Origin of the sequence: Hydrocoleum sp. CS-953 (assembly GCF_002260545.1) — a bacterium.
In the GTDB taxonomy this organism is placed as follows: Bacteria; Cyanobacteriota; Cyanobacteriia; order Cyanobacteriales; family Microcoleaceae; genus Trichodesmium.
The window spans coordinates 1-12,712 of the sequence record NZ_LGSU01001421.1 but is presented as its reverse complement, the minus strand read 5'-3'; the positions used below and the strand labels follow the sequence as shown (position 1 = coordinate 12,712).

7 protein-coding genes and 4 pseudogenes are annotated in these 12,712 nt (G+C 38.3%); 7 read left to right on the top strand and 4 right to left on the bottom strand.

The window, feature by feature from the left end; all coding sequences use genetic code 11:
* Positions 1-897 precede the first annotated feature (897 nt).
* Together AFK68_RS29080 and AFK68_RS29075 are read left to right on the top strand one after the other, a co-directional pair.
* A complete protein-coding gene (locus AFK68_RS29080; RefSeq protein WP_094677302.1) occupies positions 898-2,202 on the top strand; it encodes a homoserine dehydrogenase in 1,305 nt (434 codons plus the stop codon).
* 274 nt (positions 2,203-2,476) lie between these two features.
* Positions 2,477-3,484 (top strand): glycoside hydrolase family 10 protein, encoded by a 1,008-nt coding sequence (locus tag AFK68_RS29075; protein WP_094677300.1) that lies wholly within the window; start codon positions 2,477-2,479, stop codon positions 3,482-3,484.
* Positions 3,485-3,524: 40 nt separating this feature from the next.
* Here the strand turns inward: AFK68_RS29075 and gatC are convergent, their stop codons facing one another.
* The 3 genes from gatC to AFK68_RS29060 form a co-directional block, all read right to left on the bottom strand.
* Entirely contained in the window at positions 3,525-3,815 is a 291-nt protein-coding gene (gene gatC / locus AFK68_RS29070) for an Asp-tRNA(Asn)/Glu-tRNA(Gln) amidotransferase subunit GatC (protein ID WP_094677306.1), read from the bottom strand.
* Between the two features lie 247 nt (positions 3,816-4,062).
* A complete protein-coding gene (locus tag AFK68_RS29065; protein ID WP_094677298.1) occupies positions 4,063-4,584 on the bottom strand; it encodes a photosystem I assembly protein Ycf3 in 522 nt (173 codons plus the stop codon).
* A gap of 210 nt (positions 4,585-4,794) precedes the next feature.
* Positions 4,795-5,145 (bottom strand): SH3 domain-containing protein, encoded by a 351-nt coding sequence (locus AFK68_RS29060; protein ID WP_094677296.1) that lies wholly within the window; start codon positions 5,143-5,145, stop codon positions 4,795-4,797.
* Between the two features lie 530 nt (positions 5,146-5,675).
* Between AFK68_RS29060 and AFK68_RS46885 the strand changes: the two are divergent.
* A pseudogene (locus AFK68_RS46885) lies at positions 5,676-6,237 on the top strand (SDR family oxidoreductase); the annotation flags it as partial.
* 5 nt (positions 6,238-6,242) lie between these two features.
* On the top strand, positions 6,243-6,692 hold the full coding sequence (locus tag AFK68_RS40130; RefSeq protein WP_246844529.1) for an NAD(P)H-binding protein: 450 nt from the start codon (positions 6,243-6,245) through the stop codon (positions 6,690-6,692).
* A gap of 325 nt (positions 6,693-7,017) precedes the next feature.
* On the opposite strand, the gene AFK68_RS29050 is transcribed toward AFK68_RS40130, so the two are convergent.
* Positions 7,018-7,767: a DUF364 domain-containing protein gene (locus tag AFK68_RS29050; protein ID WP_210407669.1), complete on the bottom strand. Its 750-nt coding sequence runs from the start codon at positions 7,765-7,767 to the stop codon at positions 7,018-7,020.
* Positions 7,768-9,120: 1,353 nt separating this feature from the next.
* Here AFK68_RS29050 and AFK68_RS29045 point away from each other — a divergent pair.
* From AFK68_RS29045 to AFK68_RS46880, 3 pseudogenes are all read left to right on the top strand, one after another.
* A pseudogene (locus tag AFK68_RS29045) lies at positions 9,121-10,307 on the top strand (TIGR03032 family protein); the annotation flags it as partial.
* Positions 10,308-10,427: 120 nt separating this feature from the next.
* Positions 10,428-11,153, top strand: a pseudogene (locus AFK68_RS29040) (GNAT family N-acetyltransferase); the annotation flags it as partial.
* Between the two features lie 65 nt (positions 11,154-11,218).
* Positions 11,219-12,017 (top strand): annotated as a pseudogene (locus tag AFK68_RS46880) (GNAT family N-acetyltransferase); the annotation flags it as partial.
* Between the last annotated feature and the right edge of the window lie 695 nt (positions 12,018-12,712).

Genomic DNA, 12,712 nt, shown 5'->3' with positions numbered 1-12,712 from the left:
TAAGACATAGTTGAAAATTAACCTTTCTTTCCTCTTGTGTGTTCCCAGAGAAAATCTATTCAAACTTCTACCTTACTGCTTACTCTCATAACTTGATCTACCATTTGAATAATAAATATTTCCAGACAAAAATAGAAGTCAGAATTAATTAGTTAAGTAATCAAACATACAACAATTGGTACAGATAGTAAGACATAGTTGAAAATTAACCTTTCTTTCCTCTTGTGTGTTCCCAGAGAAAATCTATTCAAACTTCTACCTTACTGCTTACTGTCATAACTTGAACTACCATTTGAATAATAAATATTTTAGGACTTACGCACTTTCGTACCAGGTTTCTACGGTAAATCATTGCGCATGAACAATAGACGTCTACGAGAAACCGGGTTTCTGAGTTCTCATGGCTTTAGTCCTATATTTATTTCTAAGGTAAGCATTCAGCAGTCAGCTAACAGGTATATTACCTTTAAATTAAGGAAAAAGCAATTGAGAAATTTCTAATATAAAATCCGGTTATAAAGTAATTGCAAAATTACTTTCTCTTAATACAGATGTTAAGCATGAATAGGAATTGAAAAACTCATGCTATTCAAATCTTTTCTTTCTGCTGAGGACTGAGGACTGAGGACTGAGGACTAGAGCGATACGATAACTAATTACCCGGATTCTATATAAGAATTATTTGAAAATGTGGTAGAAGTTAAATGAATACTTGCTTCATTAATTTTTATTGCTGAGAGTTGACGGCTAATAGCTGAATACTTACTTTCTAACTAGAGATAATATTATTCCAGGATAGACTATTTTTTTTGTTCAAGTTATCTGTTAAAATTAAATAATATTCAGCTATAATGGCTGAACCTTAGTCAAAAATTTATTCAGGACAGGTTAACAATCGTGGGATTCAAAATCGGTTTGTTGGGATTAGGAACAGTCGGTACAGGGACAGCAAAAATTTTGCTATCCCCACAAGGTCGCCATCCTTTAATTCAGGAACTGGAGATATACCGAGTGGGAGTGCGCGATATATCCAAAACTAGAGATATTAATTTATCTCCAGATATTTTAACAACAGATTTAGAGGCGATCGCTACTGACCCAGATGTAGACATAATAATAGAACTCATCGGTGGGTTGGAACCAGCAAGAGGTCTGATTCTCAAAGCTATAGAACATGGTAAACATATAGTCACTGCTAACAAAGCTGTCATTTCTCGTTACGGTCCAGAAATTTTTGAGGCAGCTAACAAAAAAGGTGTTTACGTCATGTTAGAAGCAGCAGTGGGTGGGGGTATCCCAGTCATTCAACCTCTCAAAGAGTCTCTGGGAGTTAATCGCATTCATTCTGTTATTGGTATCGTCAACGGAACTACCAACTACATCCTTACCAAAATGCAAAAAGAAGGAGCAGACTTTGCAGATGTTCTCGCTGATGCTCAAAAGTTAGGTTACGCAGAAGCAGACCCCACTGCTGATGTGGAAGGGTTGGATGCCAAAGATAAAATCGCTATTCTTGCTTCCCTTGCTTTTGGTGGTCTCATAAAATTAGAAGATATTCACTGCGAAGGTATTCGTCAAGTAACAGCAGCAGATATTGCCTATGCTGACAAACTAGACTTTGTAATTAAATTATTAGCGATCGCCAAGCGCGACCCCAACAGTATTAACTCGACCGCAGAAAAGCTAGAATTGAGAGTACATCCTACCCTCGTTCCCAAAACTCATCCCCTCGCTAGTATCAACGATGTTTACAACGCCATTCTCATTGAAGGAGAACCCATAGGACAAGTTATGTTTTTTGGCCCTGGTGCGGGTGAGGGTCCGACTGCGAGTGCGGTTGTTTCCGATATTCTGAGTATTGCTGCCATTCTGCAAACAGAAACGGAACCTATTCCCCACCCATTATTAAGTTGTACTCATCAACATTATTGTGAAACAGCACTGATGACAGAACTTGTCACCAGATTTTATGCCCGTTTCCTTACCAAAGATCATCCAGGTGTCATTGGTAAAATTGGTACTTGTTTCGGTAAGCATGATGTTAGTTTAGAATCTGTTGTACAAACAGGAATACAGGAGCAACTTGCAGAAATAGTTGTTGTCACCCATGATGTCAGAGAAGGAAACTTCCGGCAAGCATTAGAAGAAATTCAATCATTAGATATTATTGATAGCATTCCTAGTGTATTGAGGGTGTTGTAGAAACAAAAAAATTCAGCTCGCAATTAAACACCAACTCAGAAAAACTTAACTTCAAAATAGACTTCTCCGAAAATTAATCTCAAACCTTTGTAATTATAATTACAGCAGTTTTGGAGTTAGTGAGGTACAAAATTTTATTTTCTGTTGAGTAATCCTGGTAACACAAGCATCCTGCTTGTTACATCCTGGAAGGATGTGTTACAAAGATATTGAAATGTACCTCACCATCCTCAAAAGTGCTGTAAGAGTAAAGCTTACTTTCCGGAGATGTCTAATGAAAAGAATCATCAAAAAGTTCTTCAGATGGTTACCCATTGCCATAGGGGTTTGCTTATTGTTGGTAGCGACTAATCATGCGTCTCCTCGTTCTCCTGTAGTCAAAGAAAAGATGCAGGGAATTTGGATGACCAATATTGCCACAGCATTTTTACATCACACTACATTCTTAGATGAAATTCTACATCACCTGTCTCTCTCAGGATATGACCGTATTTATTTCAGTGTTTATGGCTTAAAAGGAACGCTCTATCCAACTTCTCACAGTTATACTCACTTTCTATTGCGTCCTCCTTTGACTAATCCTCTTAAAGCAGCGGTTCAAGAATCTCGCCGTCAAGGATTAAAGCCTTATGCCTGGTTTGAATATGGTATGATGCTTTATCCTGGAAATGCTATTGCTAATAAACATCCAGATTGGTTGCTAAAAACAGCAGAAGGGGAAACTATAGAAGGTGGAAATGTCTGGCTAGATCCAACTCATCCAGAAGTTCAAGAATATATCTTAGGTCACATAGATGATATCCTCAAAATCAAAGGGTTAGAGGGAATTCAATTAGACGATCATTGGGCGGTTCCTAAAGCTTTTGGTAATAGTAATCAACGTCAAGCGTTAACCAGCTTAACCCAAAAGGTGTATAATCACATCAAAGCTAAAAATCCTCAAATGGTGGTTAGCGTTTCACCTAATCCTTACAACTTTGCTGTCTCGAAATATAATCAAGATTGGTTGTGGTGGGTAGAACAAGGTATCGTAGATGAAGTGGTATTGCAGGTTTATCGTCCAACACCAGAAGCGGTGGTAGCAAGTTTATCAAATTCTGGTATTTATACTGCTTCTTATTATGTGCCAGTTGGAGTTGGTATCTCAGCAACCTGGAATGTTCTTCCTTTCTCACTTAATACAGTGCAAAAACAGGTTGAAGCAGTCAAACAACAAGGCTATGGGTATTCGATTTTTAGTTGGGAATATTTGGTGCTACGTCGTTTAGCACAGTTTCATTAATAGGGGCAAACACAAATGTGCTGCCCTGATATTTGAGCTTTTATTCTTCACTCATAATTTTAGGAACTTTAAAAAAGTCCCCATCTTGTTCTGGAGCGCAGGAGAGAATTTCTTCTCGGTTAGGAAAAGGTTCCAAATGATCCTCACGAGTGATATTACTAACATCAATTGCCCTAGTAGTAGGAGGTACTGTTTCTGTATCTAACTCACTCAACTGTTCAACATATTCCAGAATACTACTTAACTGAGTAGTAAATATTTCTTCTTCTTCTGGTTTGAGTTCTAATCTAGCTAAATGTGCAACTTTGCGCACTTGTTCATTGTCTATTATCATCAGTAACTTTTCCTATTTTCAAAACTATAAAATTCTGGCGTGATAGATGACTAAATTTAAGTTTTAATTTGGAGGCATTTTTATTTCCTTATCCACTTTTCCCCCAAAATTTTATCTACATTTCCCTCCTTTTCCCTCCTTTTCATTAATTGATAATGAATAATGGATAATTACCTCTGGTTAAAACCNTCAATTATCCATTATCCATTATCCATTGGTAAATTACTCCCTACTCCGTAATTAATTAGAAAAATACTTCTTTATTTGAACGCCCAGTAGTTTTCAACCAATTTTGAGCTTCAATATAATTATTAGGAGCTAAACTAATTGCCTGTTTCCAATATTCCGCAGCTTGATCAAACCAACTATCTGCTTCTTCTGAATTACCTGTTTCTTTTGCCTGTTCTCCTCTATAGTGAAAAACAACAGCAATATTATTTAAAGCTTGAGGCATTCTGGGATTATTTTCTAAAGCTTCGTGATAATATTCCAATGCTCGATCATGTTCCCCATTACTAGCATGAATTAAACCTATATTATAAAGAATATAACTCTTGTCATTAGGGTCATCTTCTAATTTTAAAGCCTCATAATAATTTTCCAAAGCTTCAGCATATTCTCCATCAGCTTGTGCCGACATTCCATCACGATAATAGGCAAAAGCCTCTTTAGCTTGATTATTTGTTGGTAGGACTTTCAAAATCAAATCTGCCATTACTGTAAATGATTTGTCAATGAAATTATCATTACGTTGAGTTCTGGGCATATTATTACAACTCTATATTTTTAGGTACATAAACTAGAGTAGAACAATTTTGAAAAGTATGTACAACTTCTCAGAAATATCGGCCAAAAATTTCTCTAATCTAATAGACCTCTCAAATAATCAAAAATAAAGTTTATTTTAGCAGAGAAATCATCAATTATTCCCCTCTATTCTGTACGGACGTTGCATGCAACGTCCCTACCTACTCCCTCAATACTTATATTTACAATCTGTTAAATATTTTGCCCATACATAACCCTCTATTGGGCGAATAATTCTTGTCCAATTTTCACCTTCACTACCATCAGTAACTCCAATAGCAACAACTGCACCATTTTCTAGGGTGTCAATTACTTCGCCATTTGGTCTTTCTCGAACATTTAGAGGTGAATCAGTTGGGTCTGATACTGTACAATAACCAACAGGAGTTTGAGCCAGTTGATATTTTGGAGTTGGCACAATTTTTGTTTTAGGGGTAACAGCTAGGACAACTGTATTAAAGCCTAATAAATATAGAGAAGTAAAAGCATAATTTATGAGATATTTTTTCAAGTTATTCATATTTCGTTTATTCGTTCAGATTAACTTTTCAATCTAATTCTACCAGCATAATTTATTTTCAATAAAAAGACTTATATCACTCTCAAAAAATTACTTTATTAATATAATAACGACTATAGCAATCCGTACTTATATTGTAAAATTTTATCGTAGGGGTTTGGTCTCCAAACCCTAGTCAAAATGTTAGTATCGTAAGGTTTTGGTCTCCAAACCCAAGCCAAAATGTTAGTATTGTAGGGGTTTGGTCTCCAAACCGAGGGGAAAAATGTTAGTATCGTAAGGTTTTGGTCTNTTTTATCGTAGGGGTTTGGTCTCCAAACCCTAGTCAAAATGTTAGTATCGTAAGGTTTTGGTCTCCAAACCCAAGCCAAAATGTTAGTATTGTAGGGGTTTGGTCTCCAAACCGAGGGGAAAAATGTTAGTATCGTAAGGTTTTGGTCTCCAAACCCAAGCTAAAAGGGGATTTGGAAACCAAACCCCTACAGTTTTTTTCACAACTCATTTAGGATTGCATATCAAAACTGATATATATGAATAACAACAATATAACAGAACAACAAACTCCAGAACCAAATCAAATAGCAAATATTCTAGTTTTAGGTGCAACAGGGGGAGTCGGTCAAATCGTAGTTGCCAAATTAATTGCCGAAAATTATCAAGTTATTGCCATAGTTAGAAATATGGAAAAAGCCAAAAAATTATTTGGTAACTCGGCAAATATTAAAATTTTTATAGGAGATGTTCGTGAACAAAAATCCTTAGAAAAATCTCTGGCAAATGAACAAATAGATGCTGCAATTTCTTGTCTCGGAACTACAGCTTTTCCTTCAACTAGATGGTTGGGAAATAACGACCCCAAAAACACAGATTATTTAGGCAATCAAAACTTAATTAATGTGATGCCTCCTAATTTAAAACGATTTATTTTAGTTTCTTCCGTAGGTGTTGAACGTTCCGACCAATTTCCTTATAAAATTCTCAATTTATTTGGAGTTTTAGATTGTAAATTCAAAGCAGAAAACCTGCTAAAAAGTTCTGGTTTACCTTACACAATTATTAGACCAGGTAGACTAACAGATGGTCCTTATACTTNTGTGATGCCTCCTAATTTAAAACGATTTATTTTAGTTTCTTCCGTAGGTGTTGAACGTTCCGACCAATTTCCTTATAAAATTCTCAATTTATTTGGAGTTTTAGATTGTAAATTCAAAGCAGAAAACCTGCTAAAAAGTTCTGGTTTACCTTACACAATTATTAGACCAGGTAGACTAACAGATGGTCCTTATACTTCTTACGATTTGAATACATTAATCAAAGCAACAAGTGGAAATCGTCAAAAAATTATTATTGGTCAAGGAGATAAATTACTCGGTGAAACCAGTAGAATTATTGTTGCTGAAGCTTGTGTAGAAGCTCTGAAATTAGACTGTACAATTAACCAAACTTTTGAGATAATTAATCAGGCAGGAAAAAACGAAATTCCTGATAATGATAAATCCTTATTTTGGCAAACATTATTTACTTCAGCACAATCAAATAATTCTTGATAGTAGGTTGGGTTAAGCGACAGCGCAACCCAAAAAATAAAACCTTATTGCTTGTTGTTAAATGAAATTCTGAAATTATCGGTAAAATTGATGCCTCGTAGGGGTTTGGTCTCCAAACAAAACTGTTGGGTTTCCTGCGTCAACCCAACCTACAAACTTCTTCCTTCTTCCACCCTTCGGTAGTTAATAAATTGCCCTAAAGCACTATGAAATTATCAAATTATCGGTAAACGGGTTTGGAGACCAAACACCTACCAAAGTTTTTTTTACCTCTTTTAGAATTAGAATATCCCAACTCCAAAGTCAACGTATTTGATATAATTTACTACAATTTCAACACTTGATATTGCACACCAGTTTCAAAAATTCTTACCCCTCCACCTTCAGCAACAGTTTGTCTTAAAGCTTCAGTATTACTAACAGTAACTCCTGCCAAATAATTAATCCCAAATTCCTTTAAATCTGCTAACCAAGGCATAGTTGGACCCATCAAAACTAACTGAGAATCTTTCGCCAACTCCACTAACCGAGGAAAAGTCTTATTAGCAATAGAAGTCGCTGTCAAAAATACCCATTCCGCCTCCGGTAATAAATATTCTGATGCTGTGTCGGGAAGGTCGTCCGCTCCCGGTTGCCGTTCGATGACAGTCATTTCCATCTCATTCTCATAACGAGACAACCTAGGATACCTACCAATAATAGCCACTTTTTTTCCACGAATCATTGGTAGAAAATATTCAAATACTGCCAAATTTCCTGGTCCATAAGGAGATAAAGGTTCTGCTTGAGTCGGAAGTGGCGATCGCCCATTTATCTCTGCATTAATAGCTGCCATTCCCACAGTTGCTTCAAAACTATTCCAAGACCGCAACCAGGATGCCAACTCTTTTACAGGTTTATTTACCAGAGTTCCCGACCAAGGTAATGTGCGTGTAACCGTACCCGGACTCATACATAAACCAATACTTTCAGTTTCACAAAGAGTCCAGGTTAAACCGATTAATATTTCTTTGATAGAAGTATTAGTGTTCCCATAGTCCAACAACAAATCGTATATTTCTTTTGAATTCACCATAATTATTTTCAAGAATTGAGAATTGAGAATTGAGAATTGAGAATTGAGAATTGAGAATTACCTCTGCTTAAATTTTAGTCGCTCTAGTAGGTTGGGTTGAGGGACCGAAACCCAACAACAATCTTTCTCCGGTAAGGAAACTGCATACAACCTCCCTTGCTTAAATTTATAATTGAGAATTGAGAATTACCTCTGCTTAAATTTTAGTCGCTCTAGTAGGTTGGGTCTCAGAACGAAACCCAACAACAATTTTTCTCCCGTAAGGAAGTTGCAGACCTTCCTTAAATTGAGAATTGAGAATTACCTCTGGTTAAATTTTAGTCGCTCTAGTAGGTTGGGTTTCGTTCTGAGACCCAACAACAATCTTTCTCCCCTCCAACCCTACTCCCCTCCGACCCTACTCCCTAATGCACTATTTTAGTTGAAACAGTCCACTACGCCTAGATTTAATATTCCTTTTACAAACAGTCATACTTGCGTACTATCTCTCAGTTTGAACCAGAGGTCATTTCAGTTATCAGTTATCAGCGAACCCCCGACTAAAGTCGGAGGCTTGAAATACTGAGTTAAATATCTTTTCATCCCCTTAAAAGGGGAGGTGTATGCCCTCTTTTTCTGGTAATTATTAATTATTAATGGCTTTGTTGCATGAAAGTATATAGCTGCCGCACTTGTTTGTGCATATATATATGTACTTCATAATGCGCGGAAACTGCTGTAACTATTGTACAATAGATGAATCAAACATCAATCTGAGACATAAAAAGGCTGAAACCTTTACAGGTAAAAGTTTTGATACTTTATCGGTACACCCTAACTATTGGACAATAGATGAATAGAACATCAATAATCGCGATCGCTCTATGAAAGCGAATCAGCAAACCCTAACTATTGTACAATAGATGAATAGAACATCAATAATCGCGAAACAGAGCGATATAGCTGCCGCACTTACTGCGCGTTTGATATGCGAACCAAAGTGGAATGGATGTTAAGAACGCTATTTCAACAAAGCGATTATTAATTATTAATTATAAACCCCCCCTTTCAATAATTTTAATTAAATATAAACGATCGCAATCTTAGCCATAAGATGTAGTAATAGTTATGAAGATTTGATGAAGTTGATCTGGGAATTTTCATGGTTATCTGAAAATTTGATGAAATTGGCGAAATGCTCTTGACAGTAGGGGGGGGTGGAATATAATCGTGATTTCAAATGGTTAGAACACTTATAAATGCTCAAACTCTGTCATAGATTTTGTTGAATTTTGCATGGTTGATTTGATCTTGCGCGTGTCCTAATTACGTCAGCACTCAGAAAATGCCTAAATATCCCTTTAATTCTCAGTAGTGACTCAACTCCCTAAACCCAATGCTCAAACTTCTAGCTTTGAGATTACCACATCTCCCCAATTTGCTGCCTGGCTTGTCAAACACAATCTCAGTCTCGCTTTTACCACCTATCAATCCAACCGCCTATTTTTTATCAGTTGTCAAACCAATGGGCGACTAAAGTTCCATGAACGACTATTCGATAAACCTATGGGACTGTATGCAGACGGGGAAAGACTCTACATGAGTACCCGTTACCAACTTTGGCATTTTGATAATCTGTTGGAGAAGGGAGAACAATATGGAGAGAGCGATCGCCTCTATATTCCTCGGACGGCACACACTACAGGAGATGTAAATGTCCATGATGTGGTGATAGATAATGCACAAAATGTGATTTTTGTCAATACAGATTTTAGTTGTTTAGCCACTCTTAGTCCAGACTATAGTTTTGTCCCCTTCTGGCAACCGTCCTTTATTTCCAAATTGGTAGCAGAAGATCGTTGTCACCTCAATGGTTTGGCCATGGTAGAGGGCAAACCTGCTTATGTCACCGCTTGTAGTGCTACTGATACGGCAGCAGGATGGCGTAACCATCGGCGAGATGGGGGTGTGGTTATGGATGTTGAACGGAATGAAATTATTGCCACAGGCTTATCGATGCCCCATTCTCCTCGCTGGTACCAGGGGAAACTTTGGTTACTTAATTCGGGAATGGGAGAATTGGGATATATAGATGTGGAGCGTGGTGAATTTGTCCCCATAACTTTTTGTCCAGGATTTGTCAGAGGATTGGCTTTTTGGGGAAATTTTGCCCTAGTAGGGTTATCTAAACTACGTTCTCCTACTTTTACAGGACTTGCTTTAGAAGAACGTCTGAAAGCAGAGGGAAATACTTCCCATTGTGGGGTAATGGTGATTGATTTAACCACTGGACAAGTAGTTGAGTGGGTATATATTGGTCAAACTGTAGAAGAACTATTTGATATTGTGGTTTTGCCTGGAGTCCGTCAACCCGAAGCTTTGGGGTTACAAGGGGACGATCTACAACGGTTGGTTACTTTTCCTAATTCTGGGGGAGTTGTGATTACGAAACCCACTGTCAAACGCCCCAGTATGGGCCAAGCACCACCTGTAGCGGGTTTACCTCAAGCTTCAGAACAGCCAAAACCAGCGAGCGGGATTAAATATCAACGGGTTTATCANTGCCTGGAGTCCGTCAACCCGAAGCTTTGGGGTTACAAGGGGACGATCTACAACGGTTGGTTACTTTTCCTAATTCTGGGGGAGTTGTGATTACGAAACCCACTGTCAAACGCCCCAGTATGGGCCAAGCACCACCTGTAGCGGGTTTACCTCAAGCTTCAGAACAGCCAAAACCAGCGAGCGGGATTAAATATCAACGGGTTTATCAGCTCAATACCAGTAATGCTGTTGATTACGATGCTTTAACTTATCCAAGTTTACAGAAACGCTGGCAAGTTCAACCTCCTAAAGGGGAACTTTTAGGGATTTCGGCAGCGGTGGCAGGTTCTTTAGTAGGATTAGCGATCGCCGAACGAATGGACGCCGAAAGGGCGGAAATTATTTCATTGCTGGTGTTGCCAGAGTATCGGAGTCAGGGAATTGGGACTAAATTACTGATTTATTTGGAACGAGAACTCAAACAAAATGACTGTCACCAGTTAATTATTACTTATCAAAGCAATAAGCTAACTGAGGTAGCATTAGAACCAATTTTGCAAAAGTTACAGTGGCAACCTCCTCAAATTCAAGGAGAGTTCCGCCAGAGAAATAAATGGATACAATCGCCTATTGGTGAGATGTCCGTTTCAGAGAAACCCACTGTTCAATATCAACCCCTACAGAATTTAACCGTTGAACAGTTTCTGTCTTACAACCATTTGAGTTTTCCTAAAATCCAAACCAGGTGGAGTCGTCAACAACCCAAAGGACAGTTAGTGGGGTTACTTGCTGAGGTAGCAGGGGAAAAAGAGGGGTTGGTGTTGGCAGAGATATTAGTAACCCAACCCCAGACACCCCCAGAAGCGNACCTCCTCAAATTCAAGGAGAGTTCCGCCAGAGAAATAAATGGATACAATCGCCTATTGGTGAGATGTCCGTTTCAGAGAAACCCACTGTTCAATATCAACCCCTACAGAATTTAACCGTTGAACAGTTTCTGTCTTACAACCATTTGAGTTTTCCTAAAATCCAAACCAGGTGGAGTCGTCAACAACCCAAAGGACAGTTAGTGGGGTTACTTGCTGAGGTAGCAGGGGAAAAAGTGGGGTTGGTGTTGGCAGAGATATTAGTAACCCAACCCCAGACACCCCCAGAAGCGGAAGTGATTTCTCTGTTTGTTTTACCAGATTATCGCCATCAGGGAATTGGGACAGGTTTAATCAAGACTCTGGAAATGGGGTTAACTGGTTTGGGTTGTAGACAAATAAAGTTGAGTTATAAATCCAGTGCTATAACCAGTTTAGCCTTAGAACCTTTATTGAAACATCAAAACTGGCGATCGCCACAAATCAACTTTTTATTGGCGAAAACCAGCACCGAGAAGCTATCTTTTGCCCCTTGGTTGCAGAAATATCCCCTACCGAATAAATTTACTGTTTTTCCTTGGAGTGAATTAACAAATGCAGACCAAAAACAGATTGAAACTTTGGACTATCCAACCTCCTTGAGTCCCTTTGGCAATACTCCTGCTGAACCCTTGAACAGTTTGGGGTTGCGTTATGAAACTCAATTAGTCGGTTGGATGGTAACTCACCGAGTCGCTACTGATGCGATTCGTTATTCGACGATGTTTGTGGACAAAAAGTTTCAACGGTTAGGACGGGGAATTTCTTTATTATCCCAGTCTATCCTGCGTCAAGTGGACAGTACGGTGCCTTACTGTTTGTTCGNCTCCTGCTGAACCCTTGAACAGTTTGGGGTTGCGTTATGAAACTCAATTAGTCGGTTGGATGGTAACTCACCGAGTCGCTACTGATGCGATTCGTTATTCGACGATGTTTGTGGACAAAAAGTTTCAACGGTTAGGACGGGGAATTTCTTTATTATCCCAGTCTATCCTGCGTCAAGTGGACAGTACGGTGCCTTACTGTTTGTTCGCGGTAGCACAGGAAAATCCGGCGATGCTGCAGTTTGTACATAAACATTTAGAACCCTATTTGATAGAAGTGACTAATTCTTATGTTGCGGTTAAGCATTTGTTGAATGGATAATACATGATTACAGGAATTACGCAAAACAACCCTATTTTGTCATTGCGAGCGACAGCGTTTGCGGAGCATTCCGTCAGGAAAGCAATCTCAGATGCCCAAAACTCGTTTCTAATGCGTAAGTCCTGTGGATAATTGATAATTAGAGAAAATTTTTCTAATCCACTCTCCATTATTTAATTAAATACCTGCAACGTACTTTCATCCGAGGCGATCGACAACATATTTTTGTCATTGTTACCTACAGGGAAGCAATCTCAAATCCAAGTTTGCGGTTAAGCACTTGATATTAGTCAACTCTATCAAAGTTAAAAGTCAAAAGCCAAAAGTAACTCTAGTAGAGCATCTAACTTGAAAATGTGGGAAAAAACCTAACC